The sequence below is a fragment of the Rosistilla carotiformis genome (assembly GCF_007753095.1).
Lineage (GTDB): Bacteria > Planctomycetota > Planctomycetia > Pirellulales > Pirellulaceae > Rosistilla > Rosistilla carotiformis.
The window spans coordinates 333,949-352,506 of the sequence record NZ_CP036348.1; the positions used below are offsets into that span (position 1 = coordinate 333,949).

Below are 18,558 nucleotides of genomic sequence, written 5' to 3' on the forward strand. Positions count from 1 at the left end.
CTTATTCGGCGGAATCGCTGGGCAGCTTACCGAACGCTCGGACGACGGCAAACGTTGCGACGCAGCCGACGATCAACATCCACCACGGCGAGACGCCAAGGCTGGTGGGGAGCGACCCAAACAAAATCGAAACGCCCGCCGCAAGCAGCGCGTAGGGAATCTGAGTCTTGACGTGCGCGATGTGATCGCATCCGCTGGCCTGGCTCGATAAGACTGTCGTATCGGAAATCGGCGAGCAGTGATCGCCAAAGATCGCACCCGACAAGACAGCTCCCGCCGTGGCGTACAGGATCGTCGGATCGTTCGAACTGGCGATCGCGATCGGGATCGACAGCGGCACCAGCAAGCCCATCGTTCCCCAACTGGTTCCCGTCGCAAATGCGACGACTCCCGAAACGACAAAGACCAGCGTCGGAATCCAGACCGACGAGACATTGGCCTCGCGAATCCAATCGCCAAGAAAACCCTGAGTGTCCAGAAAATCGGCGGTCGTCAGCCGCGATAGCGTCCAAGCCAACCACAGCACCACCATCGCTGGCATCAACTGACGCATCCCGTCGAACGCGCCGACAATCAACGGCCCGATCGATTTCGCACCGCACCAATAGGTCGTCGCCAACGACAGCAGCAAACCGACAAGCCCACCCCAGGTCAGCGCGTTGTAGGGATCGGCATTGCCAACATACTGGCCCCAGTACCTCAGCAGACCCACGTCGGGATCCTCGACGCTACCGGTTCGATACAGCGCAAACAAGATCGCGCCGATCGTTGCGGCGATCGTCACGATAGCGGTCCAAGCGGGAGCATCGTGCAACTGCGGCAAATTGCTCTCGCGAACATCCTCCGGTTCCTTGGCGGCACCATCTTCCGCCGCCTTCATCGGTCCGAAATCGCGTCCCGTCGCCGCAATCACAACGACAAGCACCAGGGCAAAGATCGGGTAGAAACGGTAGGGAAGCGATTGCAAAAAGAGATCAAACCCGCTGAGCCCCTGCGGATTCCCCTGAGCCGCCAGACCTTCGCTCATGTAACTGATCTCGGTCGCAACCCACGTGCTGACCAGCGACAGTCCCGCCACCGGCGCGGCAGTCGAATCGACCAGATAAGCCAGCTTTTCGCGAGACAAACGCATCCGATCGGCCGTCGACCGCATCGTCGTTCCGACCAACAGCGTGTTGGCGTAATCGTCGAAGAAGATCAGCATCCCACACAGCCAGATCAGCAACTGGCCGCCGCAACGCGTCTGCACATGCAACGCCAACCGCAACACAAGACTCCGCATCGCCCCGCCGGCGTGCAGGACCCCGACCAGGGCGCCGAAGAGCATCGTGAAATAGAAGACGCGCAGATGATCCGAAGTGGCGAGCGCTGAGAGCGAATCGCCAGCACCGCGAAAGTCGAGCGAAACAACCGAGGCGATTGCGGCAAATGGATTCAGCGAGCCGCCGCCGGCAACCGCATACCAGAGATGCTCTTCGACCATCGACCAAGGCGTGTCGACGAACATCCGCTGCGACCAAGACCGTGGCTGATCGCCAGCGAACTGCAAGATCGCAACGCCGACAAAAACAGCAAGGGCTAACGAGGGGATTGCTCGACGCGTGAAGATCGCCAGCAAGATGGCGACAAGCGGAGGGAGCAGCGAGAGCCAGCCGAAGTCCATGGATTCGCGATCCCGCGGGAGCCGAAGCTTAGGCGTGGTCCAACCGCCGGGAGATCCCAGCGGTTGGCGATTCCTCGACGCGGCTATCGCAAAGCGATCGCCGCGGCAAACTCAACAACAAGAACTAAACCTTGCCGCAGATGACCGATGCGTTATGGCCACCGAAGCCAAAGCTGTTGCTCATCGCGATCTTGACGTCCTTCTGACGCGCCTCGCGGGGCGTGTAGTCGAGGTCGCAATCGGGGTCGGGAGTGTCCAGGTTGATCGTCGGTGGGATGCTGCCATTGTTGATTGCACTGATGCAGATCACCAATTCGATCCCGCCACTGGCTCCCAGCGAGTGCCCCAGGGCGCTCTTGGTGCTGCTGATCGAGACCGATTTCGCGTCGCTGCCAAAGACAGTCTTCACGGCTTGCGTTTCCGCCTTGTCGCCCAGCGGAGTGCTGGTGCCGTGAGCATTGATGTATCCGATGTCCGCTGGATTCAGCTTCGCATCGCTCAACGCTTCGGCCATCGCGCGGCCGGCTCCGGCGCCTTGGGCGTCGGGCGACGTGATGTGCCCCGCATCGGCGGTGGTGCCAAAGCCCAGGATCTCGGCCAGGATGTTGGCACCGCGAGCTTTGGCGTGTTCGTATTCCTCGAAGACCAGGATGCCAGCGCCTTCGGCCAACACAAACCCGTCGCGGTCCTTGTCGAACGGACGACTGGCTCGCTGCGGATCGTCGTTGCGAGTCGAAAGCGCTTTCATGTTTTGGAAACCAGCCAACGCCATCGGCGTGACCGCCGCTTCGCTGCCGCCGGTGACCATCACATCGGTCTCGCCAGTCTGGATCGATCGCAGCGCACAGCCCATCGCATTGGCAGCGCTAGCACAAGCCGTGGCGACGCCGAAGTTAGGTCCTCGCAGGCCATAGGTGATCGAAACGTTACCGCCAGCCGCGTTCAGCATCAGCTTGGGGATCACAAAAGGGCTGACCCGATCGGGTCCCTTGGCGATCAAACGCTGCATCTGGGTTTCGATTTCCCACAGACCACCGATACCCGATCCGATAATCGCGCCACAGCGATCGGGATTCTCTTTCGAGAAATCGATGCCCGATTGATCGACCGCTCGGCCCGCGCTGTACATCGCAAAGGCGGAGAACCGGTCGACTCGCTTCGCTTCTTTTTTGACCACGTAGGGCTCTGGCGAGAAGTCGTGAACCTCTCCACCAAACTTGACCTTGAACTCGTTCGTGTCAAGGTAAACCAAGTCCCGGATACCACTCTTGGCAGCCAGCAGGTTTTGCATCAATTCGTCAACTTCGCAACCAAGCGGAGTGACGACGCCCATCCCGGTCACAACGACCCGTCGATTCATGTTTTAGGTTCCAATTGATCCCGCCGGTCGCCTTAGAACGCGACAGACGCGAAGGTGACTCGAACAGTCGCCCCATAATAAAAGTAATGCCGCCAGACCAGACGCGAGGCTTTATTCAAGCGTCCTGGCTTTGGCGGCACTGCGTCATACGGATTGAAAAGTCAGGCTTACGAAGCAGCCTGTTCCTTTTCGATGTAGTCGATCGCTTCGCCGACCTTTTGGATCTTCTCAGCCGAATCGTCGGGAATGTTGATGTCGAACTCTTCTTCCAGTTCCATCACAAGTTCGACGGTGTCCAAGGAGTCCGCACCTAGATCGTTTACAAACGAGGTATCTCGGGTGATCTTCTCTTTGTCCACGCCCAATTGCTCTGCGACAATGTCGATCACGCGTTCTTCAATCGATGCCATCCGGCGTTCTCCAAAAACTGGTATTCAGTGTTTTCTAAAATTGATGAATTGATTCGTGCGCCGTGGTCACGGCGCGAAAGTCAAACGTTGAGGATTCCAAAAGATAGAGGATGCGCATAAACAGGGTCAATATCCGCCTGGCATTCTCCTAGCGTCAAGAGCCCGGTTTTTTCCGATATTTCGCAGCATCCGCCCCTTGTGGACAGAAATCTGACAAAAACCGGTTTCGATCAGCCCGTCATGCCGCCGTCGACAACCAGGCATTGTCCGGTGATGTAGCTAGCCGCAGGGCTCGCCAGAAACAGGACAGTCGCCGCCACATCTTCCGGCTGCCCAACACGCTTCGCTGGGATCTGCTTTTCCACTTCAGCCAGCACTACGTCGCCCAAGGCGGCCGTCATTTCGCTGGCGATGAATCCGGGAGCGACCGCGTTGACGGTCACACCGCGGCTGCACAGTTCTCGCGACAGCGAACGCGACAAACCTATCATACCCGCCTTGGACGCTGAATAGTTCGTTTGCCCGGGATTTCCAATGATCCCCGAAATGCTGGCCATGTTGATGATCCGGCCATATTTTGCACGACGCATGATCGTTGCCGCCGCACGGCAACAGACGAAGCAGCTTGTCAGGTTCGTCGCGATCACTTCGTCCCACTGCTCGTCGGTCATTCCACGCATCAGTTTGTCACGGGTGACGCCAGCATTGTTGACCAAAATGTCCAGACGGCCATGCTTTTCGTGCGTTCCAGTGATCGCATCGGCCGCAGCTTTGCGGTCGGTCACGTCACACGCCAGGGCCTCAGCCTTCCCCCCCTCGGCTTCGATCTCGGCAACGGTAGCGGCAAGTTTTTCGGCGTTGCGAGCCAGGCAAACGACCGTAGCGCCATTGGCACCGAGGGCCAACGCGATCGATTTGCCGAGCCCTTGCGAGGCGCCGGTGACAATTGCGACCTGGCCGTTTAAATCTGCGGAAATCGAGAGCTTCATGAATCTATTTCTTGGTTCGGTTGGTCGTTGAGAGAGTTGTTATCGAAGAGTAGGAATTCATGCGCGACGTCAATCAGTTGTCGTCGCCGAATCCTTCAGCAGGCATCTTGCGGTCGATCCGGCGAAGAATTCCGCGCAACACGCGTCCCGCTCCGACTTCAAAGAATCCTTGCGTCCCGTCGGCGATCATCTGCCGCACCGATTCTTCCCAGCGAACGGGGCTGACCACTTGGCGTGCCAATAGGCTGCGGATTTCATCGGGCGATGTGTGCGAGCGAGCATCGACATTCGACACGACGGGGATTTTTGCATCGACGATTGGCATTTCCGCAAGGGCTTCGGTAAGTGAGTCGACAGCGGAAGCCATCAAAGGTGTGTGGAATGCGCCAGCAACGCTCAGCGGGATCACCTTCATGGCGCCCGCTTCCATTGCGACCGTCTCCAGACGCGCCAGTGCTGTTTTATGGCCCGATACGGCGATGTTGCCTGGGCACAGAAGATTGGCGATCTGCAATACTTCGCCCGGTTCGACGGCCTGGCGGCAGACATCGGTCAGTTTGTCGACGTCTAGCCCCAGTACGCTTGCCATTCCGCTTTCGACGGCATCGGCAGCGGCTTGCATGGCTTGCCCGCGACGTTGAACCAATCGGACCGAAGACTCGAAATCCAAGGCCCCGGCAAAGCAGACGGCTGTATATTCACCAAGGCTCAGTCCCGCCGCAACGGTCGCCTGCGCTAAAATCTGCGGCTGTTCGATTCGCATCACTTCGATTGCTGCGATGCTGCTGACAAACAACGCCGGTTGACTGTATTCCGTCGCCGAGAGACGCGATTCAGGGCCGTTCAAGCAAACGTCGGCCAGGTCGTAACCCAAGATTGCGGAGGCGCGCTCGAAGACGTCGCGCGCAATGGCATGCTGATCCAGCAGTCCACGACACATCCCTACGGATTGCGCGCCTTGCCCAGGGAACAGGAAACCAATTTTTTGCACTTCAAGCGAAACCATGCGTGTCCATTCGACCAACGGCAAACCAACAAATCGCGAACGATTTGCAATTGCTTAGCGGATATGAGGCAGACAGATTAAACCGCGGTGGCAGTTTAGTCTTCGTTGACTTCCACAATCGTGCGACCCATGTAGTACCCGCACTTCGGGCATACGGTGTGAGTCGGCGTGGCCGAGCTGCACTGAGGGCAATAGGTCAATTGCTTGCGGCTCAAGTGATCGTGCGAACGCCGCTTGTTGGTGCGGCTATTGGAATGCTTGCGTTTTGGAACGGCCATGACGAAATCTCAGATTACGGAATTAGGAGCAATGCTCTTTATGGACATAGTGACTTATCAGCTAGTCGAAGCCCCATATCGTACAAATTCTTCAAATTACCTGTCAACGCGTTCGCTGTCCGATATCTTGACTATTTTCCGGTAACCGTGTGCCAAATCCCGCAAAACGGGTCGAAATCGGGGGAAATGAGGCTTTTCGAAGCATGGATCGTCGAAATCGCACGGCGGAACCAAATTTGCGCAACATCCTTTGCAAGCATTCTTAAACGGGCTAAACCGCAGTTCAGCTAGCCATTTTGAGGAACAGCTCCTCCAAAACCCATCGCGCCCGATCGTCGGTCGAGTGGGTTCCTTTGAGCTTCAAGTCGGCATCCAATAGCCAACCGAGCATGCGTTGAGCGCGGGGGCGTCCGATCTTTCGCAGATGGGCTTCGGCCTTCTTCATGTCAAACGGACGGAAGCCCGCTTGTTGCAGCGCGTCGGACAAAGAGATCCGTCGGCCCGACTTCTCCGCGTAATCGATCGCCGCGGCGGCGAGCCCCAATCGCCGCAGAGACCAGGAAATCTGCGGCAGCAGTGCAAACGCCTTCTCGCCGCTGGCGATCAGGTGGTCCAGTTGCCGCAGCGCTTCGCCCGAATTCCCTTCGGTCGCTGCATCGATGATCTCCCAGGTTGTTTTGCTGCGCCAGCCGCCGACAAACTTGCGGACCATGTCGTCCGTGACCGGTGCCCCCCGCTCGACGCAAACCGCTAGCTTGGCGATGTCGGTATCGAGCAGCCCTAGCGAGGTGCCGGACAGCTCGACCAACGTCTCGGCGGCACCCTTCTGCAGTTTGCACTGGTGTCGCCCCGCGACGAACCCACACAAAAACGACTTCAGCTTGTTCAGATCGGGCTTAGTGCTGCGGCCGCTGCCGGTCGGAATCGCACACTGGACCAACAGATGGGTTTTGCTGATCGCTTTATAGAGTCGCGTGTTGCCAGGAAACGACTTCAGTTCCAGCAACAACAACCCCGCCGAAGAGGGCTTGGCGACGTACGCCTCCAATTCCGCGCGGTACTTGGAGACAAATTTGTCGGCGTCGCGGACGACGATCGATCGCGGTTGCCCCATCGAAAAGAGCGATCCGGTCTGCAATTCATCCCGGACATCCTTCCACTCCGCCAGTTCGCCATCGAGATCGATGCTATCGGGGCGATCCTCTTCCGCCGCATCCAAGCCCAACAGCTTTCGCAACGTCCAGCTACGCAGCATCGGATCGTCGCCAAACAAGACGGTGACCGCGCTGGGGGCGGAGTCGTTGGCGGAGGTTAGCAGATCAAAAGCGTTCAGGAGCGGCATGGTCGAATGCGATCGGCGGGCAAATAAACGTGACGAACAGTTGAAGCGGTGTGCATTTCAATCGAAAACTGTAGCGGCTTTCTGCCACGACAACACCCGACAGTCGCTCAAGCTCAACGCCCTTCTTTTGGCAACGCTTCGCTCAAATCGCCGGCCAGCTGTTGAAGCTCGCTCACCTGCAGCGACATCAACAACTCGACAGAATCGACCTTGCGGCTCAAGACCTCTTGAAGCGTCCGGATCCGGCCGATCCATTCCCCCTTTTCAACACCTGCTTGAACCCCTTTCTCGATCCCCTCTTTTAACCACTGTTCAGCGATAGTTGGCATCAGGTTTTCTCCTTCGATTCGCAATGCGTCGGCGACCGCCGTTCGCAACTGGTCGCGAGTCACTCGGTCGGTTCCGCTGACCAGATAGCGGAGGATCGTTTCAAGGCTCGCCAATCCCGTCGCCGGGGGGAGCAATCTGCGAAACAGCCGCAAAAGCTCCGGCAGCCGCTCGGGCAGTTCATCGCGCCCGATGTATTTTAGCAGCGACATGTACGCGAAGAAAAGCGATTCGGTACGCAATTCTTCATCGGTGCAACAGCTCAGATCGATCAACGGCATCGTGAACGACGGAACATAGGGCTGCAGCGATGCAGGAGCATCGATCAGTTCCGGCAGCGATCGAGCGACATTCCATGGCCGCACGCCATGATACAACACGATCGGAATCACGCAGCGCAACGGCAGCGAATCCCGCTGCCGTTGGTCCAACACCCCAAAGATATACCGCAACACCTGGAACGACGTCATCGCATCGGGGGACGATTTGTGTTCGAACAACAACACAACCAACGCCTCGCCGCCGCCAGCCAACGCGACCTCAAAGACCAGATCCGAAAGGCTCTCACGCAACGTCTGATCGACAAACGATTGCTTCGCAGGAGCGATGGTATCGAGATCCAACTCCGCCACGACCTCTGGCGGCAGACGCCACAGCACGAGCTGGCGAACCTGATCGATCTCGCCTAAGAACCGGCGAACAAACCGGTCGTGAGGATTGTTGACGGCGTCGTCCGACATCGGCCCAGCCTCCCGTGTCTCGCTTGCTTTTGATGCCTATGCATTGTAGGGCAGTCAGCAAGCGGCACGGAATCGCGGAAACCGACGCCAGTTCTAACGAAAGCTTGCTCGGGGCAGAGCGGCTTGTGTGCCTTCGGGTTGACTTTCGATTGTTTGAAAGCCATTGATCCGTCCTTGCGGCGACAATCCTTGTACCGAGATTGGCACGTCCAGTGCGTGCACGCCGACGTTCCCCGCCTTGTCGGTCGCTTCGACTCGCAAGTAGATCTGCCGCGGCAGTTGTGGATCGGCAGGCCAGATGTAGCGTCCTGTGTTCGCTAAGCCTGTGGCGATCGTTGTCCAGGGACCGTCGAGCGAATCGGAAAAGGCGAGGCTGATCGGGCGCGGGCCAAAGTTTTCGTCGTTGCAGGCATAATCGATGATTAGCGAGCCGGTGTACCCTTCGTCGCCATACGTCGCCCCCGTCACGCGAGTCTGTGGCGCCGTGGTGTCCACGAGCACGTAGATGTCGGCCGGATCGCCGGAGACAGGGCGCGGCGTGGTCAATCCGTTAGCGGCTACGATCACGATTCGGAACCCAACGATCCCTTCCTTGGACACCTCGATGTCGAACGGACTTTGTTTGTCGGGATCGGCATTCCATCGCTGCCAAGTCTGGCCGCCGTCGCGAGTTCCCCACAATTCAACCGCTTCGACCCCGCCGTTGCCTACCGATTCGACCTCGTAATCCAGACTGAACTGCTTCGATCGCGTGACTCTTGGCGTATCGTTTAGTGACAGCGTTCGCGACTGACGCGTTTCTGCGGGCTCTGCTGGCGGTTCAGATTCCGCTGGGGAAACGGCGCTAACTTGCGTCCCCTGCAGCGGACGAAACGCTTCCCGTGGTGCGGCCGGTTGCTGTTGCAATGTCGAGGTGTGAGGCGGTTCGATCGATGGCGAATACGTTCCGGTCGCCGTGCCATAGTGAGGATTGGCCATCGGTTGTTGCATTGGCGGATTGAGACCGAAGCCTTGCGTATCGCTGACCGTCCGGGCTGTCATTGGGGCCGAGCCGCGGAATTGCGATGTGGCCGGATGTGTATAGGAATGTGCCGGGGCTGCCGAGGTCGCGGGCAGCCCAGTTTGTGGCGTCGCTGGCGGGTAGGCCGAATTGCCAACGGGGGTTGCTTGGGCAGACTGGTAAGCAGGCTGCGGATAGCCTGAGGTTGGGGCTGGTTGGGAGTACATCGGCATCGCGTTGCCGCGGGGTGGCAGACGGTCCGAAACGGGAGTGGCGTTCATGCCGGCGCCTTGCTGCCGAGGGTCGCTGGCAAAGGTCATCGGGTTGGCCGCCACGCGAGGGCGTTGAACCTGTTCGTTAAACACCGTTTGGTTCCCCGCCTTGTCGCGAACGATCATCCGCACATGGACCTGGCGCCAATCCGTTTGGGGTTGCCAAGTGATCCGCCCCACCATCGCGCCGTCCTCGGGGCGACGTCCCGGGCGGCCGTCGATCGTGATCGGCATCCACTGACGAACCGCATCGGTCATGTATTCCAGTTGCATGAAGCTTTCATCGACAGCAATGTCGGTGATCGCATAATCCAACACGATCTGGCCATTGATGTCCGAATCGGTGGTCGCTTGAACTTGTGGGTTCGTAGTGTCGACAAACACCCGCAACTGAGGCGACATGTTCCCTGTGGGGTAGGAGATCCCGCGAGCATCGATCGTTCGCGTGGAGAACCAGAAATCGCCATCCTCCGGAGCCTGGAACGGGAATCCGCTTTCGTTTGCCGGTTGCCGCGCGAAGAACTTCCAAGTCTTTCCCTGGTCACGCGAGACAAATAACTGGACCTCGACCGGCTGGGCCCCCGTCCGTTCGACCGAAAAGGGGATATCAAAGCTGGTGTTGTTCAAGAACACGCCAGCTCCGAAGTCCTGCGGCGGCGGTGATGCAATCACGCTCGCCTGCATCGCAGGTGCCTGGGCAACGGCGACGTTTGTGCAACAATACATAGGAATGGCACACAAGACCGCCAATGTTCGGTGAATTCGCTTTTGTCGCATGGGTCCTACTGCTCCGGTCAGATCGATCGCGAGCGTCGATTTGCACGTGCAAACCATTGTCGCGGATGCTGATTCTTCCTGTCGCACTCAAATTGCGGGTCGTGCCGATCATGCACACTCCTTTGTCGGTTCGGCATTTTCAGCGGATCAACTTGAATCAAACACACGGCTCATCTAGGTAAACAATATGTTTGCGGCGGAATACGATTTTGATGTCTTAGTAATCGGTGCCGGGCACGCTGGAACCGAAGCTGCCGCGGCGGCGGCCCGGCTGGGAGCCAAGACGGCCCTGCTGACGACCAACCTCGATACCGTCGGCCAGATGAGCTGCAATCCGGCGATCGGTGGCGTCGCCAAAGGGCATATCGTTCGCGAAGTCGACGCCCTCGGCGGGTTGATGGGAATTGCTATCGACCGGACTGGGATCCAGTTCCGGATGCTTAATCGCCGCAAGGGACCGGCGATGCACAGCCCGCGTGCCCAGGCCGACAAAAAGGCGTACCAGATCGAGATCAAACGTCTGATCGAAGAACAGCCCAACCTCTGGCTGCGGCAGGAAGTTGTCGAAGACCTTGTCACCGAAACTGTCGACGGACGACCCCAGATCACGGGCGTCAAAGTCAAAGGGGACGCGCTCTACCGCGCCCGCTGCGTCGTGCTGACGACGGGGACTTTTTTGCAAGCAATCATGCATACCGGTGAAGCGAAAACCCAAGGAGGCCGCGCCGGCGAAGGGACAACGGCCGGGATCAGCGGCGCCCTGCATCGACTTGGCTTCCAACTCGAACGCTTCAAAACCGGCACCCCGCCGCGGCTCAACGGCCGCACGATCGATTATTCGCAAACCGAACGCCAGCCGGGAGACGACGACCCGCAACCGTTCTCCTTCCTGACCGATGCGATCACCACGCCGCAATTGCCTTGCTGGATCACTCACACCAACGCCCAGGTCCACGATCTGATCCGCGCCAATCTCGACCGGGCACCGATGTACAGCGGCCAGATCGACAGCACCGGACCACGTTATTGCCCGTCGATCGAAGATAAGATCGTTCGTTTTGCCGAACGCGACTCGCACCAACTGTTCCTCGAACCCGAGGGCTTCAACACCCAGGAGGTCTACGTCAACGGCGTCTCGACCAGCCTGCCTCGCGATGTCCAAGACCAGATGTTCCGCCTGATCCCCGGCCTGCAAAACGCCCAGATCATGCGTTACGGGTACGCCGTCGAATACGATTATTGCCCGCCCCAACAGCTTCGCCCTCACCTGGAGAGCAAGTTGGTCGATGGATTGTTCCTGGCCGGCCAGATCAACGGCACCACCGGATACGAAGAAGCCGCCGGGCAGGGTTTGCTGGCCGGTGCCAATGCAGCCCTCACCGCTGCCGGTCGCGAACCGTTGATTCTCGGCCGCGAAGACGCCTATATGGGCGTGCTGATCGACGACCTCGTCACCAGCGGCACCGACGAACCGTATCGAATGTTCACCAGCCGCGCCGAATATCGACTCACCCTGCGGCAGGATAATGCCGACCGCCGCTTAACCAAGATCGCCAACGATGCCGGCCTCGTCGATCCGGCGCGTTGGCAGCGATTCGAAACCAAGCTGGCCGAGATCGACCAGGGGACCCAGTGGCTCAAGGCGGGACGCATCGAAGGACAGCCGGCCGCAAAATTCCTCTGTCGCCCCGAAACGACATGGCAACAGATCGAAGAAGCCGTCCCGCAACTGCGAGAACTCTCCGCCGAAGCGGCTCAACAAGTCGAATTCGACACGCGGTATGCCGGGTATGTGAATCGGCAGCAGACCGAGATCGCGCGGATGAACCGCTTATCGGAGAAGAAGATCCCCGCCGATTTCGACTACAAAAATATTCGCTCGCTAAGGACCGAAGCGTTTCAGAAATTTGAAAAGGTCCAACCGATCACCATCGCCCAAGCGCGTCGAATCAGCGGAATCACGCCAGCGGATATCGCCCTGCTTCTGGCGCATCTGGAGTCGCAGGGTATGGGAAAAAGCGGCCAGCGACCATCGCGTCCGCAGGTTCACTCCACTCACTCCGTCGATCCATCCGAAGAAGCCCGCCAGTCGTCGCAAGCTATTGAAAAGCCGTAGCTTGCCCCAAACGAATTCATCTTGACCGGTCACGCGTTTTAGGTATAATTCCCAGTGTTGGTAAACCTGGCAATTCAGGAAGAGCCGGATGCTCTTGTTGATTGCGGCTTGTGGGCTGCCCCTGCCGCAGGTAGGTAATGTGGCATCAGGCTTTTGCCGACGGGTCAGATCTGAAGCGTTAGGCTATCCTGAAAGCTGTCAGACTGTCCCACTTAGCCGGTCGTTCTTACGGACTGGAGCGACGGATTGCCTGGCAAACTCAGGCTCATGCAGGGAGGATGAATTCCATGACCACGAAAACGGTCTTTACCACGGGCGAGGCTGCCAAGATCTGCAAGGTCAGCCAACAAACGATCATTCGTTGTTTCGACAACGGGACGCTCAAGGGCTTCCGCGTGCCGGGCAGCCGATTCCGTCGGATCCCACGCGATCTTCTCTACGCGTTCATGAAGGACAACGGGATTCCCACCGATGCCCTCGAGAGCGGCAAGAAGAAGATCCTGGTTGTTGACGACGATGTCGATTTGGTCGAACTGATCGTCGAAGGACTGGAGCGTGATGGTCGCTTCGATCTCCGCACTGCCAACAACGGCTTCGACGCGGGCATGCAAGTCAAAGAGTTTCGCCCCGACCTGGTGATTCTCGATGTCATGCTTCCCGATATCAATGGCAAGGAAGTCTGCCAACGTGTCCGCAGCGATCCTGCCATGGATAGCGTGCAAATCATCTGTATCTCGGGCATGATCGAACAAGATAAAGTTCAATCGCTGCGCGATGCCGGTGCCAACGACTTCATGCAGAAGCCTTTTGCGATCGAAGATCTGATCGCACGCGGCTGCGACCTGCTGGAGATCGAGCGCAAAGCGGAACACTAGTCGTTATCGAACTGTAAGCTAGTGAAATCGGCGATCCCCCAGTCTCGCAACCGATGCCCGACTGGATGCCGGCCCGATGCGGAATCCCCATGAACCAAACCGGGCTGCTGCCGTCGATCTCGTGGAATGGCTCTCGCTGGTGGCTGCCGCTGTCGACCGCCACCGCCAACCAACTGGCTCAACAGTTCCTGCAACCCAACCCCGACGCGCTTCGAGCGCTGTTGGAATCCGATCCGTCACTGCGGATCTGGATGTTGTTGGAATCTGCAGCTTCCAATAACGCGGCTCGCCTTACGCTCAGCAACCTAGCCAACCAGGCTACCGCTGCGCTAGCAACTGCGTTCCGCGACAGCGACCGCCAAAGCGATTCGCCCAGCGATCTACAAAGCTTCCATCCCCAGTGGTGCGAACTGCACCGCGACGCCACCGCGTGGGATTCTCCCGAGCGATGGCTGCAGGTCACCGGTCCCAAGGTCCCATCGGCTTGGCAACAGGCTTGGCCTCGATTGGTCGACGCCCCCAACCTCCCCAAGACATGCCCCGATTTCGGCGGCAACAAGCTCGACCTCGCGCGGCTATTGCAAACCACTGATCGCGCATCAGCGGCGAACGCTCACTTCGACAACGCGCTGAACACGGAAAAGCTCGCGGCGCTAAAGGAGTTTGCTTACGGGCTCAGCCACGAGATCAACAACCCGCTGGCCAACATCTCGACTCGCGCGCAGAGTCTCGCCCGCGACGAAAGCTCTCCCGATCGCAAGCGAATGCTCGTGGCGATCGTCAACCAGGCGATGCGTGCGTACGAGATGATCGCCGACGCGATGTTCTTCGCCAATCCGCCACAGCCGAAGATCGCCGGCGCCGGCGTCCCCGAAGACGTCTCGGAATTAGTCCGCCAGATCGTCGCCGAATTCACCGACAGCAGCGCGATCGACGGCATCGCGATCTCCTCGCAGATCGCCCCCGACTGCCAAGCCACGATCGATCGCGGACAGATTGCCGACGCGATCCGTTCCCTGCTGCGAAACGCCTGCGAAGCGATCCACCCTCCCGGCCAGATCGCCGTCGACCTGGTTCACTCCAAAAAAATGCTACGACTAAGGATCACCGACAGCGGTCCGGGATTGAACGAGCGCGAACGACGGCACGCCTTCGATCCATTCTTCAGCGGACGCGAAGCGGGCCGAGGACTTGGCCTCGGCCTCTGCAAAGCCCAACGCGTGATCGAACTAGCCGACGGCCAGATCGCCATCGACAGCAGCCCCACCGGTTGCATCGTCACCGTGCAGATCCCGGCGGCCACGTAGCGAAATCGTGGCTCCGGCGGTGTGACGCAACAAGCAACGTCGATGTTGCGTCACGGCAGTCACTGCACCAGGTTCCGCGACGCTTTTGCTTTCTCCAGGATCTGGGCTTCGTCCAACAACCGCCCCGCAGTCAGCGAATCGGGGAGCTGGATCTTTGCCGGCACCGCAAATTCACCATCAGGGAACGAAACATAAAACTCCCCGGTTTTGAGCCTGGGAAAGTCATTGGCTTGCGAACCTTTTCCCGACATCAGCTCCGTCAAGGTTTGCAACGACGCGGGAGAGTTGGCCCGCCCATAAAAATGCGTTGCACAGTTCCCAACGATTTTGGTGTCGATGTCTTTGGGATGCTGGGTAGCAAAGATAATTCCCAGCTTGTACTTCCGAGCCTGCGCCGCTAACTGCCGCATACTTGCCAGACACGATGAACTTCCCTGACTGGGAACAAAGTCGCGAGCCTCGTCGATCACCACCAGCCCACGCAAATCGCGGCCGCCCGGCGGTGTCGGATTCTTCTTGATCCACGAGAACAAAGTCATCGCCAATTGATTGATGAAGTCGCATTGAGCCGACTTCCCCGGTAATCCGATCAGACTGATGATCGACAGCCGCAACCTCTCGCTGGCTCGTTCGTCGCCAAACAGTACCGCCGGATCGAGTTTCATCCCGCGACTGCCCAACAGAGGATTTTGGACAATTGCAACCTTCAAACTGTCTGCGATCTCCCTCGCCAACTTCTGCTCATTCTGCACCCCTACCGTCGCCCCCGAGGGCAATTCATCGAGCATTTGGGCGTATGCAGGCAGCGAGCAGGTCGTGGCGTGCGCTGCAAAAAACGAAAGGGAACGGGACAGGATCCCCGCCTTGGAACGAGCGCGCTGAGACGACTGCGTTGCCCCAACGATTTCGCGCAGCGAACCCTCGACCATTTTCACCGCTTGATCCAGCTCAGCCGGATCGCTGCGCAGCGCCTTGAAGTCGGGGATCGGCTCCAAACACAGCGGGTTGCCATCCTCGCGCCCAGGTGTCCAAACGACCTGCTCGACGCGCTGTGCGAATTGCGCCGCGGCCTCGGCATCACCAGGCCCCCAGTGTTCCGAAGGCAGATCTCGCCGCTCGTCGAACGTGCACATGTCTTGGGCACAATCGACGATCAGCGAAGGGATCCCTGCCAAAGCCGCTTGTTCAACGATCCGTCGAACCGTCACTGTCTTCCCCGATCCCGCACCACCGAGCACCAACGAATGTTTGGCCAGCGTTGGAACCGGCAGTTCGACGAGCGTTGATTCGCCAAACGCTTGAACGCGCATTCCCAGTGGCAAACGGTCCGATCGGATTTCGGGCGACGTACTTGCCTTCGATTTGGAACCATTCCTCGGCGACGGATCGGGTGTCGCCTCATCCAAGTTGTTGCGTTCCGACGCGCTTGCAGCGTCAACAGGAACTTGCTCCTCAGCCGTCTCAACATCACCGGGCGTTGTCGAATCAAACTGACTTTGGAACGCCTCGGCTTCGGGATCTTGCGGCGTCCTTGGCGATAAGGAATCGAAGACGTACTGTGGCACAAGAGCATCTGCCAGATCGGACATCGCACTAATTGGAGTCCGCGTTTGAAGCCAGCGATTTAAATCGGGATCGTCCTCGTGCAACAGAGTGTTCAACGCCGCCAGCGTCTTCAATTGGTCGATGCTTAACGGAACCAGCTGCCCTCCCTGCTTCCGCAGCGTGTCGACCAACTGTTGGGTCAGCGCACCTCCCGGCAATGGCTTGTGGCGAACGATGGTGAGATGCCGATAGGAAAGATCACGATCGATTCCGGATTGCGTCATCGCCGAACGCAAGCGACTTTGGAACGCGCGGGCATTCTTCCATTCCAGCCCGCGCACGCAGAAGTGCAGCTCCCGACCTCGCTCGTTGTGGAAGACAAATCGCACCCGAGCATGTAACGGTTTCGCGTTTGCCCCGCCGGCAAATTCACGTTCGACAATGACATCGACATCAGCGGGGACTCGGTCCTGATGCTCGATCATCAGGCAACGCATCGCCGCGTCATACAGCGGCGCCAACCGCTCGTCCTCTGCCTTCTCATCCAGGAGCGTCTCCGCATCCACACCTTCCCGCAACTCTTGGAATCGGTCATCGAGACGACTCGACTCCGACCTGTCCGGCCTAGCTCCATTGGGCTTTGCCTCGATCGAAGAAACCTCCTCGACAGCTTGCTGCGTCAAGAATTTGCGGCGGTACTGGTCGCAGACCTTTAAGGCATGTCGAGGCGTATTGTCGGACAGTTGCGCCAGCGCATCGGAGGTGAACGGCCAAGTGGGATAAGGAGGCTCGAATCCAGCTTTCCGATAGCCATCGGAGAGCCGTTTGCCGATCATTTCAGCGATCGATCCATCGGAGGTCGGCTGCAGCACGCTCGGTTCATGAAACCGATCCAATTGGCTGGCCAAGCAGATCTCGGGCAAAATGTGCCATGTCGACTCAATGCATGCAACGATCGGCAACGTCCATTCGAGTTCGCGCATCGACGCCAGCCCGGCACCGATCTGCTGGACGATTTGGTCCGACGCAGCCTGCTCCTGTTCGGCGACATCGCGAAACTGACGCTGCCCGACTTGATGCACAATCGGATCCAACTGGTCAAACGCGACCACGGTCGGCCCGTTAAGACTCATGTACCAAATGATTCCCTTGATGATCTCGCGCGGCAGTGCAACATCGCGAACGAATCCGAATCCCTGCGAAGCCTGAGACTCCAACTGCTGCCCCTGCAACCACGCGTAACCGACGCTTTGGGTTTCGATGTCCTCAGAATTCAAGCAACAGATCGCCCGAATCGCATCCTGATGCTTAAGCGTATTGGTCTGATGGCGTCCCCCGTTGTACCTCTGCAGGTAACCAAGGATCTTGTCGATGTTCCGCTTCAAAGTTTGCGGACGGTTTTGTGTCAGTGTCACGAGCACCTCATGCACCGGCCTCTGGGGACACAATAACTTAACGAAGCGACGCATCAACAGTTCCTGCTGCGTCCGGCCTTCGTCGACATCCTGTTGCAATGAATCGATCACCCCCTGCAACAACGTTTCCCAAAAGTCGCGAACGTCGGTCATGTCGACCAAAACAAACGCCGCGTCCGCTGCGATCGCCGACCGGCGGAAATCGCCCAACAAATGCGTCTTCCCCGCTCCACCGGGACCGACGATCGGCCAGCCCATAATCCCTGCCTGCGGATTCTGACGAATCTCCGCCAACCGATTCGCAAATTCGATCCTCAGCGGCTCGTGGAGCTTGCGGACATCCGTTGGGTTATCGACCCACACATCTTGCAGCCGGACCGCGCAATCAAAAGTCACGCGGCGCATTGCGTCGACGGCGATATCTACTGCAGTTGAGGTTGGCATGGGCTTGCTCCTTGCAAATACAAAATGTGAGTTTCCTGTCCGCTGATCGTTGTTAATGCCGCATCGCGATCGGCCGCACCGATCTCCAGTGGGTTCTCCAGCCGCATCATCGATAACTCTCCCCGACGCTGCATCGCCAACAGCGCATCGTCGACATCGTTGCGTGCGTAAGAGTCTAGCAGCGGTCGCAGCTCCGCCAGTCGCACGCGTTGCTTGAATTGTCCTTCGGTCAACAGCAAGCAGGCTTGTTGAATCGCCTCCGGGAGACCGTTTGGATCCTGCAGCCCAGGCTCCGCGGCAGACTCTTGTCGAACGGTTTCTGCAGTTTCCTCCGCCACACGACGCTGATAATCCTGAGCTTGATGAATCATCTGACCGATCGACAGCGTTTGATCTTGGCTGGCAAAATAACTGGCCAACAGCTGCGTCAAACCGGCGAAAACGTCTTTAATCCGTGGGCTCCGCGTGTCGATCGGTTCGTTCAGATGCTCTTGCACCCACAACCAACCTTCATCGGTCAATTCGACATAGGTCGGCCGGCCGCTCTCTTTCGTCAAGCCTTGCTTCTCCAACAGCTTGCGGTTGCCGGCGGGAGTCGGCTTCACCTTCGCCTCTTTCAGATACAGCCCGCCCCCGGGACTGACCGCAAGCGACCACAAGAACAGTCGTTGCATTGGACTCAATTCAGTCGA

At 58.5% G+C, this 18,558-nt stretch carries 14 protein-coding genes; 3 read left to right on the forward strand and 11 right to left on the reverse strand.

What is annotated here, in order from left to right; genetic code table 11:
- Position 1 precedes the first annotated feature (1 nt).
- From Poly24_RS01260 to Poly24_RS01300, 9 genes are all read right to left on the reverse strand, one after another.
- On the reverse strand, positions 2-1,663 hold the full coding sequence (locus Poly24_RS01260; protein WP_145089334.1) for a Na+/H+ antiporter NhaC family protein: 1,662 nt from the start codon (positions 1,661-1,663) through the stop codon (positions 2-4).
- Between the two features lie 124 nt (positions 1,664-1,787).
- A complete protein-coding gene (fabF, locus tag Poly24_RS01265) occupies positions 1,788-3,023 on the reverse strand; it encodes a beta-ketoacyl-ACP synthase II (RefSeq protein WP_145089337.1) in 1,236 nt (411 codons plus the stop codon).
- A 167-nt stretch (positions 3,024-3,190) separates the two neighbouring features.
- Positions 3,191-3,433, reverse strand: coding sequence for an acyl carrier protein (gene acpP / locus Poly24_RS01270; RefSeq protein WP_145089340.1), 243 nt, complete (start codon positions 3,431-3,433; stop codon positions 3,191-3,193).
- A gap of 230 nt (positions 3,434-3,663) precedes the next feature.
- Complete coding sequence (gene fabG / locus Poly24_RS01275; protein WP_145089343.1) at positions 3,664-4,422, reverse strand: 3-oxoacyl-[acyl-carrier-protein] reductase; 759 nt, start codon at positions 4,420-4,422, stop codon at positions 3,664-3,666.
- Positions 4,423-4,495: 73 nt separating this feature from the next.
- Entirely contained in the window at positions 4,496-5,428 is a 933-nt protein-coding gene (gene fabD / locus Poly24_RS01280) for an ACP S-malonyltransferase (RefSeq protein WP_145089346.1), read from the reverse strand.
- A gap of 95 nt (positions 5,429-5,523) precedes the next feature.
- A complete protein-coding gene (gene rpmF, locus Poly24_RS01285; RefSeq protein ID WP_145089349.1) occupies positions 5,524-5,706 on the reverse strand; it encodes a 50S ribosomal protein L32 in 183 nt (60 codons plus the stop codon).
- Between the two features lie 283 nt (positions 5,707-5,989).
- Positions 5,990-7,048 (reverse strand): DNA polymerase III subunit delta, encoded by a 1,059-nt coding sequence (gene holA / locus Poly24_RS01290; RefSeq protein WP_145089352.1) that lies wholly within the window; start codon positions 7,046-7,048, stop codon positions 5,990-5,992.
- Between the two features lie 113 nt (positions 7,049-7,161).
- Positions 7,162-8,115, reverse strand: a complete 954-nt coding sequence (locus tag Poly24_RS01295) for an Rpn family recombination-promoting nuclease/putative transposase (protein WP_145089355.1) — start codon at positions 8,113-8,115, stop codon at positions 7,162-7,164.
- 93 nt (positions 8,116-8,208) lie between these two features.
- Positions 8,209-10,113: a hypothetical protein gene (locus Poly24_RS01300; protein ID WP_145089358.1), complete on the reverse strand. Its 1,905-nt coding sequence runs from the start codon at positions 10,111-10,113 to the stop codon at positions 8,209-8,211.
- 238 nt (positions 10,114-10,351) lie between these two features.
- Between Poly24_RS01300 and mnmG the strand changes: the two genes are divergently transcribed.
- The 3 genes from mnmG to Poly24_RS01315 all read left to right on the forward strand — a co-directional run bounded on the left by mnmG (position 10,352) and on the right by Poly24_RS01315 (position 14,462).
- Positions 10,352-12,280 carry a tRNA uridine-5-carboxymethylaminomethyl(34) synthesis enzyme MnmG gene (gene mnmG / locus Poly24_RS01305; RefSeq protein ID WP_145089361.1) on the forward strand — a complete coding sequence of 643 codons (1,929 nt, stop codon included), beginning with the start codon at positions 10,352-10,354 and terminating at the stop codon, positions 12,278-12,280.
- Positions 12,281-12,567: 287 nt separating this feature from the next.
- Complete coding sequence (locus Poly24_RS01310) at positions 12,568-13,155, forward strand: response regulator (RefSeq protein WP_145089364.1); 588 nt, start codon at positions 12,568-12,570, stop codon at positions 13,153-13,155.
- Positions 13,156-13,244: 89 nt separating this feature from the next.
- Positions 13,245-14,462, forward strand: a complete 1,218-nt coding sequence (locus tag Poly24_RS01315; RefSeq protein WP_197452236.1) for a sensor histidine kinase — start codon at positions 13,245-13,247, stop codon at positions 14,460-14,462.
- A 59-nt stretch (positions 14,463-14,521) separates the two neighbouring features.
- Here Poly24_RS01315 and Poly24_RS01320 read toward each other — a convergent pair whose 3' ends face one another.
- Both Poly24_RS01320 and Poly24_RS01325 read right to left on the reverse strand, forming a co-directional pair.
- On the reverse strand, positions 14,522-17,866 hold the full coding sequence (locus Poly24_RS01320; RefSeq protein WP_145089370.1) for an ATP-binding protein: 3,345 nt from the start codon (positions 17,864-17,866) through the stop codon (positions 14,522-14,524).
- Positions 17,845-18,540 carry a hypothetical protein gene (locus Poly24_RS01325; protein WP_197452237.1) on the reverse strand — a complete coding sequence of 232 codons (696 nt, stop codon included), beginning with the start codon at positions 18,538-18,540 and terminating at the stop codon, positions 17,845-17,847. The genes Poly24_RS01320 and Poly24_RS01325 overlap by 22 nt, the downstream gene beginning before the upstream one ends.
- Between the last annotated feature and the right edge of the window lie 18 nt (positions 18,541-18,558).

Bases quoted from the DNA above. Each gene is read 5' to 3' on its own strand.
- Poly24_RS01260 (WP_145089334.1), bottom strand. From the start codon at position 1,663: ATGGACTTCGGCTGGCTCTCGCTGCTCCCTCCGCTTGTCGCCATCTTG.
- fabF (WP_145089337.1), bottom strand. From the start codon at position 3,023: ATGAATCGACGGGTCGTTGTGACCGGGATGGGCGTCGTCACTCCGCTT.
- acpP (WP_145089340.1), bottom strand. From the start codon at position 3,433: ATGGCATCGATTGAAGAACGCGTGATCGACATTGTCGCAGAGCAATTG.
- fabG (WP_145089343.1), bottom strand. From the start codon at position 4,422: ATGAAGCTCTCGATTTCCGCAGATTTAAACGGCCAGGTCGCAATTGTC.
- fabD (WP_145089346.1), bottom strand. From the start codon at position 5,428: ATGGTTTCGCTTGAAGTGCAAAAAATTGGTTTCCTGTTCCCTGGGCAA.
- rpmF (WP_145089349.1), bottom strand. From the start codon at position 5,706: ATGGCCGTTCCAAAACGCAAGCATTCCAATAGCCGCACCAACAAGCGG.
- holA (WP_145089352.1), bottom strand. From the start codon at position 7,048: ATGCCGCTCCTGAACGCTTTTGATCTGCTAACCTCCGCCAACGACTCC.
- Poly24_RS01295 (WP_145089355.1), bottom strand. From the start codon at position 8,115: ATGTCGGACGACGCCGTCAACAATCCTCACGACCGGTTTGTTCGCCGG.
- Poly24_RS01300 (WP_145089358.1), bottom strand. From the start codon at position 10,113: ATGTATTGTTGCACAAACGTCGCCGTTGCCCAGGCACCTGCGATGCAG.
- mnmG (WP_145089361.1), top strand. From the start codon at position 10,352: ATGTTTGCGGCGGAATACGATTTTGATGTCTTAGTAATCGGTGCCGGG.
- Poly24_RS01310 (WP_145089364.1), top strand. From the start codon at position 12,568: ATGACCACGAAAACGGTCTTTACCACGGGCGAGGCTGCCAAGATCTGC.
- Poly24_RS01315 (WP_197452236.1), top strand. From the start codon at position 13,245: ATGAACCAAACCGGGCTGCTGCCGTCGATCTCGTGGAATGGCTCTCGC.
- Poly24_RS01320 (WP_145089370.1), bottom strand. From the start codon at position 17,866: ATGCCAACCTCAACTGCAGTAGATATCGCCGTCGACGCAATGCGCCGC.
- Poly24_RS01325 (WP_197452237.1), bottom strand. From the start codon at position 18,540: ATGCAACGACTGTTCTTGTGGTCGCTTGCGGTCAGTCCCGGGGGCGGG.